Raw genomic sequence first — 21,865 nt, forward strand, 5'->3', positions numbered from 1 at the left:
CAAAACGATAGGGACTAAAATGTTAACCTCAATCATTTCCTTTGGAGTGATCATGGCCTTTGCGCTGGTGATCTTCTGTACCATCAAATGGTGGAACCTGACGCTGACGGGCACACAACCTGTCTCGCTTTTTGTGTTCATCGCAATCCTCTTCACATCCGGCCTTGATGTGGGACTGATCATGTTCCCGCTGGCGTTCGACTATCCGCTATACGCAGATGTCGCGACCGAGCCTGCCTATGGGTTTACCAATCCGCTGGCGCTGGAATTCGGGTTTTGGGGCTTTCTGATCTGGGCGTTCTACTTCCTTACCACCTTCTATTTTTGCGCGATTGAACCGCGGGTGAAGTTCTTTGAAATTCCCGCTGTAAAAATCCTCAACAACATCGTGATCATCACCACCTGTGCCTTCACGGGGGCGTTGTTCCTGATCTATATGCCGTATTACATTGCCGAAGTGGGCGACGGCGAAACGATCTTGCCTGTGTTCTATTTGATCTGCTTCCTTGTGATCCTTGTCGCGGCGTTCAGCTCGACTGACATCAAGTTCGTCAAGGTCCTGTCGGTCAGCTCCACCGTGCTGTTCTTTGGTTTAATCCTCTTTATGTTCCTCAATGCAGGAATGAGTGTCGGTGATTTGGCCAGCACCTCCAGCAACATCGGCGGGTATTTCACCAATATTCACAAGTTCATCATCCCGCTGACGGATTATCATGAATTCTACCTGTTCTGGTGGTTCGCTTGGTCCATTATGATCGGCCAATTCGTAAGCCGCTTTGTCGGTGGTTTGAAAACCTATCAACTGTTGGCGGCTTTGCTGATCTTCCCGTCCATCCCCTTGGGACTGTGGTTTTCGGTGCTGTATTACTACCACCTGAACGGCATTGGTACGGCAGGTTTGCCTAATTGGGCGATGACAATTGTGGGCATTGTGTTTGTGATCAACTCGTTTGACTCACTGATCCGCCTTTACACCGATAACCTGAACCTCACGACCGAACGTTTCGGCGTGGTGTCTTATGTGTTCGCCAATGCCATTGGCCTGTTTGTGCTGACGCTGTTGTTCCAAAGCCAATGGTTGCAAATCCAATGGGTCGGCACAGTTGTGATCGGCATGTATCTGGCCGCGCTTGCTTACATGTTCTTCGTCAAACGCCACCGCCTGAGCGATCTGGACGGGCAGGCGGCTCCGCTGAACTGAACTTCTAAATAACTGGTCCCGCAGGGAACGCCTTGCGGGACCCCCTCTGACAAAAGAGATAATTATGCAAACCCAACCCATCGCCAGCCATTTTATCAACGGCCAATATATAGACGATATCGCAGGAACACCGATTGAGGTGTTCTATCCGGCAACGGGGGCTGTCATCGCAAGAGTACATGCCGCAACGCCCGCAATTGTTGAGCATGCGATTGCCTCGGCCAAAGCGGCCCAAGCCGCATGGGCCGCAATGAGCGGGACCGAGCGCGGCCGCATCTTGCGCCGTGCCGCCGATATCATGCGCGAGCGCAACCATGACCTGAGCGTTTTGGAAACCTATGATACGGGTAAACCCTATCAAGAGACATCGGTGGCGGATGCGACATCTGGCGCGGATGCATTGGAGTATTTCGGTGGCATGGCGGCGACCCTGACAGGCGAGCATATCCAGCTGGGCGAAGATTGGGTCTATACCCGCCGCGAGGCGCTGGGCGTTTGTGTGGGCATCGGCGCGTGGAACTATCCCACGCAAATCGCTTGCTGGAAGGGCGCGCCTGCGCTGGCTTGCGGGAACTCTGTGATTTTCAAACCGTCTGAGACAACGCCCCTCTGCGCCTTGAAAGTGGCCGAGATTTTGCACGAAGCGGGTCTACCGGCGGGCTTGTATAATGTCATCCAAGGTTTGGGCGATGTGGGAGCTGCATTGGTCACTGACAGCCGTGTGGACAAAGTATCGCTGACGGGGTCTGTACCTACGGGCCGCAAGGTTTATGCGGCGGCGGCAGCGGAGATGAAGCACGTGACAATGGAATTGGGCGGTAAATCCCCGATGATCGTATTTGAAGATGCGGATATCGAAAACGCCGTCTCGGGTGCGATCCTTGGTAATTTTTATAGCTCGGGTCAGGTCTGCTCAAACGGGACCCGCGTGTTTGTGCATTCGGACATCAAAGAAGCATTCCTTGCACGCTTGGCCGAGCGGTTGGACAATGCTGTGATAGGCGATCCGATGGACCCAGCCACCAGTTTTGGCCCGATGGTTTCCAAACAACAACGCGACATCGCGCTGTCCTATATCGCCAAAGGCGAAGCCGAAGGTGCGCGTTTGGTTTATGGCGGTAAGGCAATTGAGGGTGACGGGTTTTATATGCAGCCTTGCGTTTTTGCCGATGTGACCGACGATATGACCATCGCCCGCGAAGAGATTTTTGGCCCTGTGATGGCTGTGCTGGATTTCACCGATGAAGCGGATGTGTTGGCGCGTGCCAATGATACGGAGTTTGGCCTGGCTGCGGGTGTCTTTACCCGCGACCTAAGCCGTGCGCACCGCGTCGCCGCAGGGTTTCAGGCAGGCACTTGCTATATCAACACCTATAATGACGCCCCTGTTGAGGCGCCATTTGGCGGGGTGAAAGCATCGGGTGTGGGCCGCGAAAACTCTAAGGCTGCGATTGAGCATTATAGTCAGGTAAAATCGGTCTATGTCCGCATGGGTGATATGGAAGCACCGTTCTAGCAGGCGTGATCTGACGGGGCGCTGCGCGCATCCCATTCTTGGGGTGTGGCGCGGGTGTTCTCGCAGAAATTCAATGCGGGGATGGTTGAGAGGTCAATCCCGTTTGGCTGAGAGGTGCTTGAGGGATCAATGTGATCCTCAAGTCACCTCGACAAGGATGGGTTGATTCCCCGATGCCTCAAGGACAAGCCCGGCATGCGCCGGGGGCCTTTGGCCTCCTTGACCCACCGTGGAATCATTGGAAGTGAGAGTGGATATGGAAGCTGATTTTGTAATTGTAGGGGCGGGCAGCGCGGGCTGCGCGATGGCGTACCGTTTGGGCGAAGCAGGTGCTTCTGTTCTGGTGATCGAGCATGGCGGTACAGATGCGGGGCCGTTCATTCAGATGCCGGCTGCTCTCAGCTATCCGATGAACATGAAGCGCTATGACTGGGGTTTCATGTCCGAGGCGGAACCGCATCTGGACGGGCGCAAGCTGGTTGTGCCGCGCGGCAAGGTGATTGGCGGGTCGTCCTCGATCAACGGGATGGTTTACGTGCGCGGACACGCGATGGATTATGACCATTGGCGCGATAGCGGTGCTGACGGATGGAGCTATGCCGATGTGTTACCCTATTTCCGCCGGATGGAGACGTGGCATGACGGTGGGCATGGCGGCGACAGTTATTGGCGTGGCAAGGATGGCCCCCTGCACGTGAGCCGTGGTCCGCGTGAGAACCCGTTGTTTGACGCTTTTGTGCAGGCTGGTAAACAAGCGGGCTATGAAACCACTGACGATTACAACGGGCAAAAGCAGGAAGGCTTTGGCCCGATGGAGCAAACGGTGCATGGCGGGCGGCGGTGGTCGGCGGCCAATGCCTATCTGCGCCCCGCATTAAAACGTGAGAACGTCGAAATCACCCGCGCCTTTGCGCAGCGGGTTGTGATTGAAGAGGGCCGTGCCGTTGGGGTTGAAGTGAAACGGGGTGGCAAGACCGAAGTGATCCGTGCGCGGCGTGAGGTGATCCTTGCGGCTTCCTCGATCAATTCACCTAAATTGTTGATGTTGTCAGGGATTGGGCCTGCGGCGCATCTGGCGGAACATGGGATCGAGGTGATTGCCGATAGGCCAGGGGTGGGCGGAAACCTGCAAGACCACCTTGAAGTCTATATGCAAATGGCGGCAAGCCAGCCGATCACGCTTTATAAGCACTGGAACTTGTTGTCGAAGGCCGTCATCGGGGCGCAGTGGCTGTTCTTCAAAAAAGGCATGGGCGCCTCCAACCAATTCGAGAGCGCGGCCTTTATCCGCTCTAAGGCGGGAGTTGCGTATCCTGACATTCAGTATCACTTTTTGCCCATCGCTGTGCGGTATGACGGGCAAGCCGCGGCAGAGGGGCATGGGTTTCAGGCGCATGTGGGGCCAATGCGGTCAAAGTCTCGAGGGCGGGTTTCGTTGCGATCAGGTAATTCGGAAGACGATCCTAAGATTTTGTTTAACTATATGTCCCATGAAGATGATTGGGAGGAATGGCGTCGCTGTATCCGTCTGACGCGAGAGATTTTTGGGCAAGAGGCGTTTAAGCCTTACGTCAAACATGAAATCCAGCCGGGGGCGGAAGTGCAATCGGACGCGGATATTGATGCTTTTGTGCGTGAACATGCAGAGAGCGCGTATCACCCGTGCGGCACCTGCAAAATGGGCAGCGTGAATGACACTGACGCCGTGGTTGATGCGCAAGGCCGTGTGATTGGGGTTGAGGGGCTGCGGGTTGCCGACAGCTCGATCTTTCCGCGTATCACCAACGGGAATTTGAATGCGCCTTCTATCATGGTCGGGGAAAAGATTGCGGATCATGTGCTGGGTAAAGATCCCTTGGCAGCGTCGAATGACGTGCCTTGGATACATCCGCAGTGGGAAACCGAGCAGCGGTAAAGGTTAACGGCGAAGCCACAGTAGGTAGAATTGTTTAATAAAGGTTAACGCGTCGTTAACCTTTATTAATTTCCGATGTATTCTTGCAGGATGAATATCCTGCATAGACAGCCTTGAAGGCTGAACCTTTTTCCTCTCTCGTGCGCCACTGGCGTTTCGCTGTATTGCTTGGCTGTACGGCGCTTGCATTCGCTCTGTTTGGTGGTGGCCTGCAAGCAAATCTGAGCCCGCAGGAGTTCAGTGGTAAGCTGCGTGTCATTGACGGAGATACATTTGAAGTGGGGGGCGTAAAGGTGCGCCTGCATGCCGTTGATGCGCCCGAAAGTGATCAAACCTGCGAGACGAATCAGGACAAAGATTGGGCCTGTGGCGGCTGGGTGACCAAGGTTGTCAGCGACCGCTATGAAGGCGCAAGCGCACAGTGCCAGCAGATGGACATTGACCGCTACGGTCGTGTTGTTGCGCGTTGTACGGCGTTGGGTGAGGACATCGGTGGCTGGCTCGTCAGTGAAGGGTTTGCCTTTGCCTATGTGCAATACGGGGCGGATTACGTGGAGATTGAGCGTGAGGCCGCTGCTAATGATCGCGGGCTACATGCGGTGAAAATGCAAACACCCGCCGCGCACCGCAAAGCGCGCCGTACACAACCTGTCCAGACCAACGGCACGTGCAACATTAAGGGAAATATCAGCGCCAAGGGTGTGAAGATTTATCACGTGCCAGGGCAATATTATTATAGCCGTACCAGAATAAACGAGCGTAAGGGTGAACGTTGGTTCTGTACGGAGGCGTCGGCACGTGCGGCTGGTTGGCGCAAGGCGCGGCGCTAATCGACGCTATAAGGCAGGATGTCGCGCCTGTCAGGATTTACGACAAGGTTCCGCTCAAGGGGCGGCACGGCCCGTTGGTGGCAGGTTTTGCGGGGGCAAATTCGGCAGGAAATGCCGATGGGCTCAAATGCGGTGTCACGGCTGAGGTCCAATCCATCTGCATAGACCAGTTGCGGCGCGTGGCGCACTTCACAGCCCAAGGCGATGGCAAAGCGGCGCATGGGGGCGCCAAAACGGCCCGCTGATTTGGATATGTCGCGGGCAATTGAAATATATCGTACCCCATCAGGCGTCTCTGCAAGTTGACGGAGGAATTGGTTTGGTGTCTCGAACGCGCGGTGCACATTCCACAGGGGGCAGGCACCGCCAAAGCGCGCAAATTGTAACCGCGTGGCTGAGTGGCGTTTAGTGATTGTACCAGCTTGATCCACGCGGACAAAGAAAAACGGTACGCCTTTGGCGCCTGTACGTTGCAGGGTGGACAGGCGGTGTGCAATCTGTTCGATGGACGCGCCAAAGTGATGCGCCAGTATTTCCAGATCATGACGGCAGCTTTGGGCGCGGTCTTGGAAGGCGCGGTAGGGCAGCAGGGCGGCCCCCGCAAAATAATTGGCCAGCCCGATTTTGGCGATGTCGCGGGCGGCCTTGGAATTGAATCGCGCCAGATCAAGCGTGGCTTCCAGCAGGGCATCATGATGGGCAAGCGCGACTTGCAAAAGCAGCTGGAAAGTTTGCGTTTCATGTGGGGCATTGGCCGAAATATGGAGGGTCGCTGTGTCGTGATCCAGCAGGCGTAGGGCATCCATATCGCTGAACTCAACCGTCAGGCCCGCTGCGGCAAGGGCATCTTGGGCAACGGTGCGGATGTGTGCAGGGGTTTCAGCACGCACCGCGAAATGTTCGGCAGCGCGATCCACAGCATCAATGTAGTTATCGCAATAGTGAAAGAAATCACGAACCTCTTCCCACGGGCTGGGCGAGGCACGTGCATCTTCGCGCCCCAATGCTTCATCCAGCGATGCCAGCCGTTCATGGGTTTGGCGGTAGTTTTGATGTAGCGCGATAAAGGCACGCGCAAGCCCCGGTGCGTTGGATGCAGCCAACCGGATGTCGGCCAAAGGGGGCATGTCGCCGGTGAAAAGCGGGTCTGACAACACTTCCTGCATGTCGCTGGCCAAACGTTCGCTATCGCCCGAACTCAGCTCTGTCACGTCCATTCCAAATTCGGACGCGAGTGCCAGCACCACCGTTGTCGAAACAGGGCGGTTGTTGTTTTCCATTTGATTGAGATAGGGCAGGGAAACACCCAGACGGGCGGCAAAGTCTTTTTGTGTGTGGCCGATGCGCAGACGCTGTTCGCGCAATTTGGCCCCAGCATAGAGTTTTTGTGTGGCCATGCTCCGCCCTTTGCAAATCGCTGCGTTGGAGCGAGACTAACTTTGCAAACTTTGCTTCACAAGGGGGCAGATGACCTGCGCTTGAGCACTTTTTCACGGTGCATCACCAGCGCAATAGACAAGAGACCCAAGATGGCACTGATCAGCATCATCCACAGCAGCGGGAAAGCCCCTGTTTCAGGGGTGAGCAAAACGCCAACCCAAGCGCTGAGACCTGCGCCGCCCCCGATCATGATTGCACCGCCCAAGCCCGAAGCCGTACCCGCAAGATGGGGGCGTACAGACAACATGCCCGCTGTAGCGTTGGGGATGGAGAGCCCGTTACCCAACCCCACCAATGTCATCAGGCCAAAGAAGGTATTGGCGTTACCAAAACCCGCCTGAAAGATCAGCAGTGAAATCATGCCTCCAGCGGCGTTTGCAAGGCATCCCCAGAGAACCAATTGGTTTACGCCATAACGCACCGCACAGCGTGCGGTGATGAAGTTGCCGACGAAATATCCGATGGCAGGAGAGCCGAAGTAAATCCCAAGTTGGGCAGGTGACAAGTTGAACACAACCTGCCCGACAAATGGCGCGCCGCCCAGATAGGCGAAAAACGCGCCCGAGCTAAAGCCAGAGGCCAAAGCATAACCCCAAAAGCGAGGGCTGCGCAGGAGTTCGGGATATTCGCCAAACTGTGCGGTCAGGGACTTGGTGGAAGGCACAGCTGTTTCACCCATATCTGCATAGGCCAGCAGCATCGTTAAGCCGCCCAAGACGAACAGCGCCCAGAACACGGCCTGCCAGCCGAACCATTCGTCCAGCAGGCCACCCAAGGCGGGGCTGATCATGGGGACAACGGCCATGCCCATCGTGACATAGCCCATCATGGAGGCGGCTTGGTCTTGGGTATACATATCGCGTACTGCTGCACGGCCCAACACCATTGCTGTCGCAATTGCGGCTTGCATCATACGGAATACCAGAAATATTTCGATGTTGGGCGCAAAAATACAGCCCAGCGTCGCCACCATAAACAGGCCCAACCCCCATAAGACAAGCGGACGGCGGCCATATCTGTCGGATAATGGGCCTACAAAAATTTGCAAGAATGCTGAAAACGCCAAATAGACCGCAACCGAAAGCTGCATCACCGCGTAATCGGTTTCAAAATGCCGTGCCATGGCGGGCAAGCTGGGTAGGAACATGTTCATCACACAGGCGGACATTCCCGTGAGAACAATAAGCGTAATAATGTGAGGCGGGGACCGTCTATCGCCCAGTTTGACGGGGCGCAGGTCTTCTCGGGTTTCTTGCATATAACTGGGTTAGTCCGAAGGGCTGACCTTGTCTAGCGTTGTCAGTTGTGACCGTGCGTCGTGAGATTAGCTGATTTGCAATTTGCAGCACTGATGCTGAAAAGGCTTTGCAAATTTGCTAGTTCGGGCTTTGCCTCTTTCGCGCTCTCGGTTAAGGATGGCAGTAACAATCCAATGGGAGGAGCCGTCCATGAAAGATATCCTGCAACAGCTCGACGACCGCCGCGCCGATGCGCGCCTTGGTGGTGGACAAAAGCGCATTGATGCCCAACACGCACGCGGCAAGTTGACCGCTCGTGAACGGGTGGATCTGCTTCTGGACGAAGGCTCGTTCGAAGAGTTCGACATGTTCGTGACGCACCGCTGTACCGATTTTGGTATGGAGCAGCAAAAGCCTGCGGGCGACGGTGTGATCACCGGTTGGGGGACCATCAATGGCCGCCTTGTTTATGTCTTCTCGCAGGACTTCACCGTTCTGGGCGGATCGGTTTCTGAATCCCATGCGCGTAAGATTTGCAAAATTCAGGATATGGCCCTGCAAAACGGCGCCCCTGTCATTGGCCTGAACGATTCAGGTGGTGCGCGTATTCAAGAAGGCGTTGATAGCCTTGCTGGCTATGCCGAGATTTTCCGTCGCAATACCGAGGCATCCGGCGTGATCCCGCAGATCAGTGTGATCATGGGGCCTTGTGCGGGCGGCGCAGTTTATTCGCCTGCGATGACCGACTTTATTTTCATGGTCAAAGACAGCTCTTATATGTTCGTCACGGGCCCTGATGTGGTGAAAACCGTGACCAACGAACAGGTCACTGCCGAAGAACTGGGCGGCGCAAGCACACACACCAAGAAATCATCCGTTGCCGATGGCGCGTTTGAAAATGACGTAGAGGCGCTGGCTGAAGTGCGCCGTTTGGTTGACTTCTTGCCTGCCAACAACCGCGAAAAACCTCCAGTGCGCCCTTTCTTTGATGCGCCCGACCGGATCGAGCCGTCGTTGGATACGCTGGTGCCTGAAAACGCCAACACGCCTTACGATATGAAAGAATTGATTCAGAAGCTTGCTGATGAGGGTGACTTTTATGAAATTCAGGAAGATTTTGCCAAAAACATCCTGATCGGATTTATCCGCATTGAAGGCCGCACCGTGGGTGTGGTTGCCAACCAACCAATGGTGCTGGCAGGTGTTCTGGATATCGACAGCTCACGCAAAGCGGCACGGTTTGTGCGCTTTTGTGATGCATTTGAAATTCCGATCCTGACACTAGTTGATGTTCCCGGATTCTTGCCCGGTACGTCACAGGAATACGGCGGCGTGATCAAGCATGGCGCGAAACTGTTGTTCGCTTATGGCGAAGCCACCGTGCCGCTGGTCACTCTGATCACGCGCAAAGCTTATGGCGGTGCTTATGACGTTATGGCCTCCAAGCACCTTGGTTCGGATTTCAACTATGCGTGGCCCACCGCCGAGATCGCTGTGATGGGGGCCAAAGGTGCAACCGAGATCATCCACCGTGCTGACCTGAAGGACCCGGAAAAGATCGCCAAACACGCAGCAGATTACGAAACCCGTTTTGCAAACCCCTTTGTCGCTGCCGAACGTGGCTTTATCGACGAGGTGATTCAACCGCGTACAACGCGCAAGCGTATTGCCCGTGCGTTCGCCAGCCTGCGGAACAAGAAATCCACGATGCCGTGGAAAAAACACGACAATATTCCGCTGTAGGATCAGGCAATGATGCGGCGCCCTGACATGAAATCTCCTGCCTTCGGTGGCAACTGCCATTGTGCAGGGCGTCTGGGCGTCATCGCTGAGGGCATGGTTAAGTTGAGCCTAACCCTCGCCGCGCTGGCGGGACCACTTGCTGCGGCGGATCTGCCTTCGGGGCAACAGGCGACGTTGCACGAAGTGTTAGTCGATAAGCAGGATACGGTGACGTGGCTGCGATTTCGATTTTTGACGCCACAGATTGCCGTCGGGGCAGGGCAGATCACCTACGATTCAGCGGGGGCGGACATGATGCAGTTGTGTCAGGACTTCGCTCTGCCCTATATGGCCGAATATACGCTCGCGGCGGATAAAATTGTGATCTCGTTTATGGACAGGATCACCGAATTCGGAGAGCCGGATCCCGACGCGATCCAGTATTTTGAAGCATTTCGCCCCGAGGGCGGCATCTGTATATGGGATGAATTTTGATGCATACACAATATCTTGCGGCTCGGTCCTCAAGCACAAAGAAAGTTGCGGCTTTGGAGTCACATAATTTGGCCACTGATTTATCCACGTATCCACGGCGTATTTGCTCAGATATGATGCAGCTGGACCTGACGCATGTTCGGTCCAATCATATTGCGGGAAACATGGCAGGTTTTAGAAACCTAACCCGTACAACAAGTGACAGGAGAAACAGATGTCAAAGAACATCAAACTTGTGGCAATGCTTGGCCTTTTGGCCGCAGCAGCTGCCTGTGCGCGTGAGCAGCAGGTCGAAGAATTTGTCGTGGTTGAGCCCATCAGCCAAGAACCCGTGTACACGGGTAAGTACAAGTAAGCGACATACAGGATGGGCGTCCGCGCCCGTCCTGACCCAGCCCTCAACCGTGGAGGGCGCAGCATGGCACTAGATTACATGCTCAAGCACCGTGGCTTTCCAGGTCGTTTGGCCAGCACGGATTATCAATTTACCCTACGCCGCGCCAATCCCAAGGGCGCAACTGAAATAACCCGCCGCGAACGGCGCTCGGATCGTCGTCCGCCGGATAAACGTGCCGATGAGGCGTTTTTCAAAGCGCTTTGGGAGCATTTTGGCGAAGAACCCTTTGAACGGGGCAATCTGGACGCAGGCCGCTTGTCATGGCTGTTTGGCCGTGAAGTCATTCCTGCCACTGATCCGTTTGACCCAGCGCATTACGAATCCATGCTTGTCATTGATGTTCGTATTGCCCGCCAAACCTATCCGCATATCGTAGGCGAGTGAGGGCATGATGTATCACAGCACGGCTTCATGCGCCGCATCTCCGACATTCAAGGCATTGTCCCTGCAGGATTTCGACCTGCGCGGCACTGCTTGCTTCACCAACCTCTTTCACCACCATAAGGGACCAGTTCATGTTTAATAAGATCCTGATCGCCAACCGGGGCGAGATTGCCTGCCGCGTCATCAAGACTGCGCGCAAAATGGGTATCAAAACCGTTGCAATCTATTCGGATGCGGACAAACAGGCGCTGCACGTGCAGATGGCAGATGAAGCTGTACACATCGGCCCGCCCCCTGCGAACCAGTCCTATATCGTGATCGATAAGGTGATGGAGGCCATCAAGTCTTCTGGTGCCGAAGCTGTGCATCCGGGGTACGGGTTTCTCTCCGAGAACTCGAAATTCGCCGAAGCACTGAGCGCCCAAGGCGTTGCCTTTGTCGGGCCTCCTGTGGGCGCGATTGAAAAGATGGGGGATAAAATCACCTCCAAAAAGATTGCCCAAGAAGCAGGTGTGAACACGGTTCCGGGGTATATGGGCTTGATCGCCGATGCGGATGAGGCGGTGAAAATCTCCAATGAAGTTGGCTATCCTGTGATGCTCAAAGCCTCTGCTGGCGGTGGCGGTAAAGGCATGCGGATAGCGTGGAACGACGAAGAAGCGCGCGAGGGCTTTCAATCGTCCAAAAACGAAGCCGCGAATTCCTTTGGCGATGACCGTATCTTCATCGAGAAATTCGTCACACAGCCCCGTCACATCGAAATCCAAGTGCTCTGCGATGCGCATGGTAACGGCATTTACCTGAACGAGCGTGAATGTTCGATCCAGCGCCGTAACCAAAAAGTGGTAGAAGAAGCACCCAGCCCGTTCTTGGACGAAGCCACACGCAAAGCCATGGGCGAGCAATCTGTCGCGCTGGCGCAGGCTGTTGGCTATACGTCGGCGGGTACTGTTGAATTCATCGTCGATGGCGACAAGAACTTCTACTTCCTTGAGATGAACACGCGCTTGCAGGTTGAACACCCCATCACCGAGATGATCACAGGTGTCGATCTGGTTGAGCAGATGATCCGCGTTGCCAATGGCGAAGCGCTGACCATCAAGCAAGAAGACGTGCAAATCAACGGCTGGGCGATTGAAAACCGTCTTTATGCAGAAGACCCGTATCGCGGTTTCCTGCCTTCCATTGGCCGCTTGACCCGCTATCGTCCCCCAGCCGAGATCGCCGCAGGTCCGCTGCTGGATAACGGCAAATGGCACGGTGACGCACCCACAGGTACTACGGCTGTGCGCAATGATACTGGCGTGTATGAGGGCGGCGAAATCTCGATGTACTATGATCCGATGATCGCCAAACTCTGCACATGGGCCCCCACCCGCGCCGAGGCGATTGAGCGGATGCGCGTTGCTTTGGACAGCTTTGAGGTTGAAGGCATCGGCCACAACCTGCCGTTCCTAAGTGCGGTTATGGATCACCCGAAATTCGTGTCGGGCGTGATGACAACGGCCTTTATCGAAGAAGAATACCCCGACGGGTTTGAAGGCGTGGAACTGGCCGAAACCGACCTGAAACGCATCGCGGCAGCAACGGCTGCCATGCACCGTGTTGGCGAAATCCGCCGTGCACGTGTGTCGGGCCGCATGGACAACCACGAACGCAAAGTTGGCATGGTTTGGAATGTCGCGGCACAGGGTCACAGCTTTGACGTGACCATTAACGCAGACCCGCAAGGCGCCACAGTGACTTTTGATGGCGGTGAAACGCTGCGCGTGGCAGGCGACTGGACGCCGGGTGATCAGCTGGCAACCATGTCTGTGGATGGCACGCCTTTGGTTTTGAAGGTTGGCAAAATTTCAGGTGGCTTCCGCATTCGCACCCGTGGCGCGGACCTGAAAGTCCATGTGCGCACGCCGCTTCAGGCCGAAATGGCCCGCAAAATGCCTGTAAAAGTACCGCCAGACACGTCGAAATTGCTGCTGTGCCCAATGCCGGGTTTGATCGTTAAACTGGACGTCCAAGTGGGCGACGAAGTTCAGGACGGTCAGGCATTGTGCACGATCGAAGCGATGAAGATGGAAAACATCCTGCGCGCCGAGCGTAAAGGCATTGTCACCAAAATCAACGCAGGCGCAGGCGATAGCCTTGCGGTGGACGATGTGATCATGGAGTTCGAGTGAGCATTACGCCACTCATAAACTGGGTTGAGGGCGTTAGCGCCCTTAACCACTATTCCGCGACGGTTGCGTTTTCCTCGCGGATTTCGCGTTGTCGGATGGACATTTTGTCGATGCTGCGGGTGATCTCGCGTACGCTCCAAGGAAAAGGCTTGCGCAATTCTACATCCCCTGCCTTGTCCATCAGTGTCAGCATGAAGCCACGCGGGCGCATGCGCAAACGGATGGCGCTGCGTGCCGCCGGGGCGGTATCGACGATGACAACCACATCGCGCTCTGCCAAATCTTCGACTTCTTTGGTCAGCAAAGTCATCTGTTCTATAAAGGCGGGGTCATTCTCGCTATCTGCAAAAACGATGACGGGCCGCTTTTTCCACTTGAATTCGCTCAAATTAGAGACTGCTGACGCGTCTAAGATCCATATGGCGTCTGTTTCGGGTAAGGTTTGCGCCTGTAAGGTTCCGGCAAAAGTAGCAATAATTACAGCAGCTAACAACGTTTTCATAAGCACTCCCTTTGTACACTATATAGGGAGGTTTCGCGCAATTGCGAAGCAAGATCGGGCCAATTTTATCATTAAGATCGCCGCAAGGGATTATGCCGCATGACTGCCGTAATTATCTCAATGCGGCTGCCTGTTGCAGCCCTTTTGCACAAAGGCATTGCTAGGCTTATGGATATCATTCTGCACATCGGCGCGCACCGTACCGGTACGACCAGCTTTCAACATTATCTGCGGGGCAACCGTGCACGGTTAGTTGATGACGGCACTGGCGTTTGGGAACCTCAAATGATGCGGCAGGGGTTGTTGGACGGTTTGTTTGCAAAGCCACGTATATTGAACGGGCGCGATTTGCAGCGCAAAGCCATGGGGCGTGTGCGGGTCCGCGCCACGCAGGCCGAACGCACAGGCATCGAACGACTGCTGGTGTCTGAAGAGAATATGATCGGCGCACCGCGCGCCTGCTTGCGTGCCGCCATGTTGTACCCTGCTATCGGTGAGCGCATGGCGCGTCTGGATGCGGCGTTTGAAGGGCGGATCACCCGTGTGGTGATGAACATCCGTGCGCTTGACCTGTGGTGGTCTTCGGTGGCGGCTTATGGTGTGGGCCGCGGTCACGAGATGCCAGATGAGGCACGCATTGCCACTGTTGCGGCATCAAAGCGTAGCTGGCGTGATGTGATCACCGACGTTGCCGGTGCCTTGCCCCAAGCCGAGATCAAAATCCTGCCCTTTGAGACATTTGTGGGTCAGGCTGATAAGGTACTGATGCAGGCCACGGGGCGGGCTGCCCCTGCAAACCACGCTGCAAGCTGGCTGAACCGTTCACCAGATACCGCAACGATGCGCCAGAAGATGATTGATAACGGCGTTCCAGCCGACAATTTGCCTGACCATCTTACGCAGAACGAAAAACGTTGGACCCCCTTCACGCTCGAACAAGGGGCAAACCTGCGTGAAGCATATGCCGACGATATAATGTGGCTCACCGCTGGTGCGGATGGGCTTGCGACACTGACAGAGGATTCCTCCCACAAAAGAGCAGGCTTCAGCCTGCCTGTGGGGGCACTGACAAAAGGACAGTTCCATGACCAACAAAACCCCCACCGCTTCCAAGGACGATTGGCGCAAACTGGCTGAAGGTGAGCTGCGCGGCCGCTCGCTGGATGAACTGACGTGGAAAACACTGGAAGGGATCGACGTCTCGCCGCTCTATACGGCTGACGACCTGAAAGACGTGAAGCATTTGGGCGGTATCCCGGGGGAGGGACCCTATACACGGGGCGTAAAGGCCACGATGTACGCAGGCCGTCCTTGGACAATCCGCCAATATGCGGGTTTCTCTACAGCAGAAGAATCCAACGCCTTTTACCGCCGCGCGTTGGCGGCAGGACAACAAGGGGTTTCCGTGGCTTTCGATCTGGCCACCCACCGCGGCTATGACAGTGACCACCCCCGCGTTGAGGGCGATGTAGGCAAGGCAGGCGTGGCGATTGACAGCGTTGAGGATATGAAAATCCTCTTTGACGGTATCCCGCTGGACAAAGTTTCGGTGTCCATGACGATGAACGGCGCGGTGATCCCGATCCTTGCCAGCTTTATCGTTGCTGGAGAAGAGCAGGGCCATTCACGCGCTGTGCTGTCAGGGACAATCCAGAACGACATCCTCAAAGAATTTATGGTGCGGAATACATATATTTACCCGCCTGAACCCTCGATGAAAATCATTGCGGATATTATTGAATATACCGCCGACGAGATGCCGAAATTTAACTCGATCTCGATTTCGGGCTACCACATGCAAGAAGCGGGTGCGAACCTTGTGCAAGAGCTGGCGTTTACGCTGGCCGATGGGCGTGAATATGTGCGTACAGCAATCGCAGCGGGAATGGACGTGGATAAATTCGCGCCTCGCCTCAGCTTCTTCTTCTGCATTGGCATGAACTTTTTCATGGAAGCTGCCAAACTGCGCGCTGCGCGTCTGCTTTGGTCTCGTATCATGGATGAGTTTGAACCAAAGAACCCGAAGTCATCCATGCTGCGCACCCATTGCCAGACCTCTGGCGTAAGCCTGCAGGAACAAGACCCCTATAACAACGTGATCCGCACCGCCTATGAGGCGATGTCGGCGGTTCTGGGGGGCACACAATCCCTGCATACCAACGCGCTGGACGAGGCGATTGCCTTGCCGACAGAGAATTCCAGCCGCATTGCACGCAACACCCAGTTGATCCTCCAAGAAGAGACTGGCGTGACCAATGTTGTTGATCCATTGGCTGGGTCTTATTACGTTGAAAAGCTGACGCATGATATGGCTGAAGCGGCGTGGAAGCTGATTGAAGAAGTCGAAGAAATGGGCGGTATGACCAAGGCGGTTGCTACGGGTATGCCCAAGCTCCGCATTGAAGAAGCCGCTGCACAGCGTCAGGCGGGCATTGACCGGGGCACGGATGTGATCGTTGGCGTGAATAAATATCGCCGCGACAAAGAAGATGCGATCGATATTCTGGATGTGGATAATGTCGCCGTGCGTGAAAGCCAGATCAAACGGCTGGAGAGCATTCGTGCCAGCCGCGATGAGGCCGCATGCACTGCCGCATTGGCCGAAATGACCCGCCGTGCAAAAGAAGGCGGCAACCTGCTGGAAGCCGCTGTTGAGGCGGCGCGTGCGCGTGCAACCGTAGGAGAAATCAGCATGGCCATGGAAGACGAATTTGGCCGTCACCGCGCTGAAGTGAAAACATTGGCAGGTGTTTATGGCGCTGCCTATGAAGGCGACGAAGGTTTTGCTGCGATCCAGAAGTCGGTCGAAGATTTCGCCGAGGATGAAGGCCGCCGCCCACGTATGTTGGTGGTGAAAATGGGCCAAGACGGTCACGATCGCGGTGCCAAAGTAATCGCAACTGCCTTTGCGGATATCGGTTTTGATGTTGATGTTGGTCCGTTGTTCCAAACCCCTGCAGAAGCGGCGCAGGATGCGGTGGACAATGACGTGCATGTCATCGGCATCAGTTCACAGGCGGCAGGGCACAAAACACTTGCTCCGCAGTTGATCAAGGCGCTGAAGGATGCGGGTGCTGAGGATATTCTGGTGATCTGTGGCGGTGTTATTCCACAGCAGGATTACAAGTTCCTCTATGATGCAGGCGTCAAAGCGATCTTTGGACCGGGGACCAACATCCCCAACGCCGCCCAAGACATCCTGAAACTGATCCGCGCCGCCCGCACGTGATCACGTTTGACCACATCGCCGTCGCGGCGCAAACTCTGTCCGCCGCGACGGCACATGTGGAAACAACTTTGGGCGTCCCTCTCCAGCAGGGGGGCGAACATGCGGTTTTTCATACGCATAATACGTTGTTGGGGTTGCAGGATGGCCTGTATCTAGAGGCAATTGCCATCAACCCAGAGGCCCCCACACCAGACCGCCCACGTTGGTTTGATTTAGACCGTTTCAAGGGATCACCGCGTCTGACAAATTGGATTTGTCGTTGTGACGATCTGGATGCCGCATTGGCGCAGCTTCCAGATGGTTTTGGTACTCCTGTTGAATTGCAGCGGGGCGATTTGCGGTGGCGCATGGCAGTACCGCAAAACGGTGTATTGCCCTTTGATAATTGCGCACCTGCTTTGATCCAATGGATCGGCAATGCCCATCCCGCACCGCGTTTGACACAACAGGACTGTCGGCTGACGTCACTGACAGTGACGCACCCACAGGCCGCCGATCTGGCTGATGTGCTGGCGCCCTTTCTGGAAGATAGGCGCATTTCTTTCGCGACAGGGCCTGTGCATTTGTCTGCCCAGTTTGAGACGCCCACTGGTGGTGTGACCCTGTGCTAATCCGTGCGGCAACGCAGACTGATCTGCCAGCGATAAAAATGCTATGGAACGCGATGATCCGCGATACAACTGCGACATTCACAACAGTTGAGAAATCAGACGAAGACCTGCAAACGCTGATGCAAACACGTAGCGACGCCTTTCTGGTGGCGGATGTAGACGGCGGGTGCGTAGGTTTCATCACCTGGGGAGCGTTTCGTGCCGGCCCAGGCTATGTTCATACTGCGGAACATTCCATTATCACCGTACCAGAACGCGGAGCAGGCCGTGCATTGATGAATGCGGCGATGGTGCAGGCACAATCGCAAGGTATTCACGTGATGGTCGCGGGCATCAGTGCTGAAAATACGGTCGCATTGGCGTTTCACCGCCGATTGGGGTTTGCAAAGACGGGCCATTTGCCACAGGTAGGGCGCAAGGACGGGCGCTGGATTGACCTCATTTTGATGAGCCGTGAACTGCTTAAGCCCTGACAAGGAACCAAGGTTGCATTAGGAAAAGCCATGTCAATTTGGACCCGTATCACTGAGGCTCTCTCGGCTTTGGCTTCTGGCGAAGCGCTATCGAGCGTGTTTGACAGGCTCAAGTCTCCGCCGGAACGCTCGGTCGGTTTTACCATTGCTGTGATTGCACTGGGGGCCAAGATGGCCAAAGCAGACGGGCAGGTTACGCGCGACGAAGTCACTGCCTTTCGCGAAGTTTTTAACATTGGTGATGCTGATGCGCAGGGCGCGGCGCGGGTGTTTAATCTGGCCCGTACGGACGTGGCGGGGTTTGATGATTACGCCCGCCGGATCAAAGGCATGTTTGATGAAGACAGCTCGATCCTTTGCGATTTGATGGAAGGGTTGTTCCATATCGCGATGGCCGATGGCATCTATCACCCGAATGAAAACGCTTTTCTAGAAGAAGTGGCAGATATTTTTGACCTGCCAGAAGGCAGCTTTGAATCCCTAAAGGCGCGGTTTGTGCCCAACTCATCGCCCTTGCCACACACTGTTCTGGGGATTACTGCGAACGCCACCACGGAAGAGGCTCGCGCTGCGTGGCGGGCTTTGGTGCGTGCAAATCACCCCGACGCCCTGACCGCCCGTGGACTGCCGCAAGAGGCGATAAAAATGGCCGAAAAACGCATGATCGATATCAACCGCGCGTGGGAAACCCTTTCGGGCAAGCGGACCGCGTGATGCGGATCGCGACCTATAATGTTGAGTGGTTTGCCAAGCTTTTTGACGACAATGATGAATTGCATAATGATGACGGTTGGTCGTCGCGCTATCAGATAAGCCGCGCCGCGCAAACTGCCGCATTAGGTGCTGTATTCACGGCGATGGATGCGGATGCGGTGATGGTGATTGAGGCGCCAGATGCGGGGCGTAAACACGATGCTGTAAAGGCGCTAGAGAATTTTTCTGCTCACTTCAATCTGCGCGCACGCCGCGCCGTGATGGGCTTTGCCAATGATACGCAGCAAGAGATCGCGCTTCTTTATGATCCTGATGTGATCACTGCCACCCATGACCCGCAAGGGCCACAGGCGGACGCGGATGGGGCGCAAGGGGCGCCGCGGTTTGACGGCGTGTTACAGATTGATCTGGATATTGATGCAACCGAAGACAGCGTTGTCTTCTCAAAGCCGCCGTTGGAATTGGCCATTGAAACGCAAAGCGGTTTTGCTTTTCGGATGATCGGGGCGCATTTGAAATCCAAAGCGCCGCATGGGGCGCGGGATGAAGCGCATGCGATGCAGCTTGCCATTGCCAATCGCCGCAAGCAGCTGGCGCAAGCGATCTGGTTGCGGCGGCGGATTGACGAACATCTGGGCAGTGATACGCCTGTGATGCTCTTGGGCGATCTTAACGATGGTCCCGGTCTGGATACGTTTGAGAACCTCTTCGGGCGTTCCTCGGTTGAGGTTGTCTTGGGTAAAGACACGGCGCATCCCCTGTATGATCCGCATGCAGCGCGCGCGTTGGGCCAGCGTTTGGGCGCGATGCCGACCACCTCACGGTTCTGGATCAAGCCAGAAAAACGTTACCTGCAAGCCTTGCTTGATTACATTATGGTAAGCCCCCAACTGCGTCAGAAAAACCCGCGCTGGCGTATCTGGCATCCTTTGGATGATCCTGATTGTTGGGCGACACCTGCGCTCCGCGATGCGCTGGTTTCCGCCTCTGATCACTTCCCCGTCACAGTGGAAATTGATCTGTGATGTAGCGGAATGAAAAATACTCTCTATATTGAGGGTATGAAACACTTCATCGCTGCCTCCATTGCCACCGCCCTGCTTGCCGTTCCTGCCTACGCGCAAGAGGAACCTCCGTCGCTGATGGAGCGGGGCGCGCAGTTGTTTTTTGAGGGTTTGATGCAGGAAATGGCACCCGCTTTGGATGAGGTGGCAACGCTGATGGAGGAGGCGGGGCCAGCGCTGGAGGATTTTGTCACCAAAATGGGGCCGAAACTGCGCGAAGTATTGGAAGAGGTCGATGATTGGAGCGTTTATGCAGCGCCTGAGGTTTTGGAAAACGGTGACATCCTTATCCGTCGCAAGCCATCAGCACCAGAGGTTCAGCCGGATAAACCAATCTTGCCAGATGAGCCGCAAATCGATCTTTAACGCGGCGCGATCTTCACAACAGCCTGTGCACCCAATGAGTCCGCAAGTGAATTAAACCGCGCTACGGCGACTTCACCAAACAACGGCTCCATCTCGGCGCTGAGGCGCAAGTGAAGCTCTTTTTTCTTGGGGTGCCAGCGCATTTCGCCCAGTTCTTCCACTTTATCCATCCCCAACATCGCGCCAAACCGCATGGCTTTGCCAAGGATTTCGGCCTCGGCGCGGGTTTTTTCATCCACCATATCAAACAGATCGGCGAAGCGGATGTTTTCGCGTTTGTTGGAATAGCGATGCATCAGGGCCAGCCCGACAAAGATGCGCTCCGAATGTTTGAGCCCGCCCAGATTGGCGCGAGTCGCATTATCAAAACAAACCTCTGCGCGGTAATCTGGGTGCGCACGCCAGCTCACATCATGCAGCAGGCAGGCGGCTTTGATCAGTCGTTTGCGTGGGGCAGAGGTCGAATTATACAGTGGCAATACAAAGTTATAGAGGATGCGGCCAAAACCGGGGCTGCGGGCATCTTTGTTTTCGGCAAAACGGCAGGCTTCGATCAGCGGATCGCGGTCACGCAAACGTTGGGGCATCTGCTCATAGAGCATGCCTTCGCGGATGCCATAGCTGGAAATGGCGATGTCTTTTGGGGTAAAGGTTTTAACCAACCGCGACAGCACTTCACAGGCATAGGGCACTAAGCTGGCCCGCGTCGATGACACACCTGCCTCAACGCGCAGGGTGTCCATGTCGGACGTGCGGATGAATTCGATTGTCTCACGCACGGATTGGCGCGTCATGCGGTATTCGTGCAGCACATGCAGGGGATAGCCGCGGCGGATCATATCAATCCGCGCAATCGCCCGCCATGAACCGCCGACAAGGAACAGGCGGTCACGCTGGCTGCCCATTTTTTCGGCCAGCCCTGTCATCGCGTCTTTTATGTGGGTGTTGCGGGCTTTTGCCCCGCCTTTGATGTCGCGTAATTTGAGCGGGCCGAGTGAGGACGTCACCCGTTTGCCAACGCGGCCGCCTGAAATCTCGGCCAGTTCCATGGATGAGCCGCCTATGTCACAGACCAGCCCATAGGCACCGGGCCAACCCAGCAAGACACCCTGGGCAGACAGGCGGGCTTCTTCTTCGCCGTCGATAACCCAGATTTTTATTCCAGTTAGCGCACGGACTTCCTCGCAGAATTCGCGGCCATCTGTTGCGTCGCGCACAGCGGCTGTGGCGACGGCTGTCAATTCGGACAGGCCCAAACCTTCGGCAAGTTTTGAAAAGCGGCGCATTGCAGATAGGGCACGCACGCGGCCTTCTGGGGATAAATGCCCTGTATCGGCCATTCCGGCACCCAAGGCACACATGATTTTTTCGTTGTAGAAATAGGCAGGGCTACGCGCCGCGCCGTCAAATACCACCATGCGGACCGAGTTGGACCCAACATCTACTACGCCTACACGTTTGAGAGCACGCGCCCCTGGGTCTTGGAAAAGCGGTTTTCCGAAAAGCCCCAGATCGGCGACGCCGGTTTCAGGGACAGCGAGGGTGTTCGTTTCAGGCATGCGCGCTCCGGTGGGTGAGGCGGAAAGTTGGG

General features: G+C 55.6%; 20 protein-coding genes. 16 read left to right on the forward strand and 4 right to left on the reverse strand.

All coding sequences use genetic code 11. The features are described from left to right. The first annotated feature begins 19 nt into the window (after positions 1 to 19). The 4 genes from GGR95_RS05525 (at position 20) to GGR95_RS05540 (ending at position 5,462) form a co-directional block, all read left to right on the forward strand. Positions 20 to 1,201 carry a BCCT family transporter gene (locus GGR95_RS05525; protein ID WP_184563616.1) on the forward strand — a complete coding sequence of 394 codons (1,182 nt, stop codon included), beginning with the start codon at positions 20 to 22 and terminating at the stop codon, positions 1,199 to 1,201. Positions 1,202 to 1,265: 64 nt separating this feature from the next. Next, on the forward strand, positions 1,266 to 2,717 hold the full coding sequence (gene betB, locus GGR95_RS05530; RefSeq protein WP_184563618.1) for a betaine-aldehyde dehydrogenase: 1,452 nt from the start codon (positions 1,266 to 1,268) through the stop codon (positions 2,715 to 2,717). Between the two features lie 256 nt (positions 2,718 to 2,973). After that, the gene (gene betA, locus GGR95_RS05535; RefSeq protein WP_184563620.1) at positions 2,974 to 4,632 is read left to right on the forward strand and encodes a choline dehydrogenase; all 1,659 of its coding nucleotides are present in this window, start codon (positions 2,974 to 2,976) and stop codon (positions 4,630 to 4,632) included. A gap of 113 nt (positions 4,633 to 4,745) precedes the next feature. Beyond that, positions 4,746 to 5,462 (forward strand): thermonuclease family protein, encoded by a 717-nt coding sequence (locus GGR95_RS05540; protein ID WP_246423291.1) that lies wholly within the window; start codon positions 4,746 to 4,748, stop codon positions 5,460 to 5,462. Here the strand turns inward: GGR95_RS05540 and GGR95_RS05545 are convergent. Beyond that, positions 5,459 to 6,859 (reverse strand): helix-turn-helix domain-containing protein, encoded by a 1,401-nt coding sequence (locus GGR95_RS05545; RefSeq protein ID WP_184563622.1) that lies wholly within the window; start codon positions 6,857 to 6,859, stop codon positions 5,459 to 5,461. The genes GGR95_RS05540 and GGR95_RS05545 overlap by 4 nt on opposite strands. 56 nt (positions 6,860 to 6,915) lie before the next feature. Next, positions 6,916 to 8,160 carry a multidrug effflux MFS transporter gene (locus GGR95_RS05550; protein ID WP_184563624.1) on the reverse strand — a complete coding sequence of 415 codons (1,245 nt, stop codon included), beginning with the start codon at positions 8,158 to 8,160 and terminating at the stop codon, positions 6,916 to 6,918. 190 nt (positions 8,161 to 8,350) lie between these two features. On the opposite strand from GGR95_RS05550, the gene GGR95_RS05555 reads away from it, so the two are divergent. From GGR95_RS05555 to GGR95_RS05575, 5 genes are all read left to right on the forward strand, one after another. Continuing rightward, positions 8,351 to 9,883, forward strand: coding sequence for an acyl-CoA carboxylase subunit beta (locus GGR95_RS05555; protein WP_184563625.1), 1,533 nt, complete (start codon positions 8,351 to 8,353; stop codon positions 9,881 to 9,883). Positions 9,884 to 9,910: 27 nt separating this feature from the next. Beyond that, positions 9,911 to 10,357: a DUF6497 family protein gene (locus GGR95_RS05560; protein WP_246423292.1), complete on the forward strand. Its 447-nt coding sequence runs from the start codon at positions 9,911 to 9,913 to the stop codon at positions 10,355 to 10,357. A gap of 214 nt (positions 10,358 to 10,571) precedes the next feature. Then, on the forward strand, positions 10,572 to 10,712 hold the full coding sequence (locus GGR95_RS05565; RefSeq protein ID WP_184563626.1) for a hypothetical protein: 141 nt from the start codon (positions 10,572 to 10,574) through the stop codon (positions 10,710 to 10,712). Positions 10,713 to 10,790: 78 nt separating this feature from the next. Beyond that, a complete protein-coding gene (locus GGR95_RS05570) occupies positions 10,791 to 11,138 on the forward strand; it encodes a hypothetical protein (protein WP_184563737.1) in 348 nt (115 codons plus the stop codon). A gap of 131 nt (positions 11,139 to 11,269) precedes the next feature. Then, a complete protein-coding gene (locus GGR95_RS05575) occupies positions 11,270 to 13,315 on the forward strand; it encodes an acetyl-CoA carboxylase biotin carboxylase subunit (RefSeq protein ID WP_184563627.1) in 2,046 nt (681 codons plus the stop codon). Positions 13,316 to 13,364: 49 nt separating this feature from the next. On the opposite strand, the gene GGR95_RS05580 is transcribed toward GGR95_RS05575, so the two are convergent. Then, positions 13,365 to 13,817 (reverse strand): DUF4174 domain-containing protein, encoded by a 453-nt coding sequence (locus tag GGR95_RS05580; RefSeq protein WP_184563628.1) that lies wholly within the window; start codon positions 13,815 to 13,817, stop codon positions 13,365 to 13,367. Between the two features lie 99 nt (positions 13,818 to 13,916). On the opposite strand from GGR95_RS05580, the gene GGR95_RS05585 reads away from it, so the two are divergent. The 7 genes from GGR95_RS05585 to GGR95_RS05615 are packed head-to-tail and all read left to right on the forward strand — an operon-like array spanning position 13,917 to position 20,274. Then, positions 13,917 to 14,954, forward strand: a complete 1,038-nt coding sequence (locus GGR95_RS05585) for a hypothetical protein (protein WP_246423293.1) — start codon at positions 13,917 to 13,919, stop codon at positions 14,952 to 14,954. Then, the gene (gene scpA / locus GGR95_RS05590; RefSeq protein ID WP_184563629.1) at positions 14,902 to 17,046 is read left to right on the forward strand and encodes a methylmalonyl-CoA mutase; all 2,145 of its coding nucleotides are present in this window, start codon (positions 14,902 to 14,904) and stop codon (positions 17,044 to 17,046) included. The genes GGR95_RS05585 and scpA overlap by 53 nt, the downstream gene beginning before the upstream one ends. Further along, on the forward strand, positions 17,043 to 17,657 hold the full coding sequence (locus GGR95_RS05595) for a VOC family protein (RefSeq protein WP_184563630.1): 615 nt from the start codon (positions 17,043 to 17,045) through the stop codon (positions 17,655 to 17,657). Before scpA ends, GGR95_RS05595 begins: the two co-directional genes overlap by 4 nt. Continuing rightward, positions 17,651 to 18,130: a GNAT family N-acetyltransferase gene (locus GGR95_RS05600; protein ID WP_184563632.1), complete on the forward strand. Its 480-nt coding sequence runs from the start codon at positions 17,651 to 17,653 to the stop codon at positions 18,128 to 18,130. Before GGR95_RS05595 ends, GGR95_RS05600 begins: the two co-directional genes overlap by 7 nt. A 30-nt stretch (positions 18,131 to 18,160) precedes the next feature. Further along, complete coding sequence (locus GGR95_RS05605) at positions 18,161 to 18,844, forward strand: molecular chaperone DjiA (protein WP_184563634.1); 684 nt, start codon at positions 18,161 to 18,163, stop codon at positions 18,842 to 18,844. After that, positions 18,844 to 19,869: an endonuclease/exonuclease/phosphatase family protein gene (locus GGR95_RS05610; protein WP_184563741.1), complete on the forward strand. Its 1,026-nt coding sequence runs from the start codon at positions 18,844 to 18,846 to the stop codon at positions 19,867 to 19,869. The genes GGR95_RS05605 and GGR95_RS05610 overlap by 1 nt, the downstream gene beginning before the upstream one ends. A gap of 9 nt (positions 19,870 to 19,878) precedes the next feature. Further along, positions 19,879 to 20,274 (forward strand): hypothetical protein, encoded by a 396-nt coding sequence (locus tag GGR95_RS05615; RefSeq protein ID WP_246423295.1) that lies wholly within the window; start codon positions 19,879 to 19,881, stop codon positions 20,272 to 20,274. On the opposite strand, the gene GGR95_RS05620 is transcribed toward GGR95_RS05615, so the two are convergent. Then, positions 20,271 to 21,833, reverse strand: coding sequence for a Ppx/GppA family phosphatase (locus GGR95_RS05620; protein WP_184563636.1), 1,563 nt, complete (start codon positions 21,831 to 21,833; stop codon positions 20,271 to 20,273). The genes GGR95_RS05615 and GGR95_RS05620 overlap by 4 nt on opposite strands. Positions 21,834 to 21,865 lie beyond the last annotated feature (32 nt).

Source organism: Sulfitobacter undariae, from assembly GCF_014196805.1.
Classification (GTDB): domain Bacteria; phylum Pseudomonadota; class Alphaproteobacteria; order Rhodobacterales; family Rhodobacteraceae; genus Sulfitobacter; species Sulfitobacter undariae.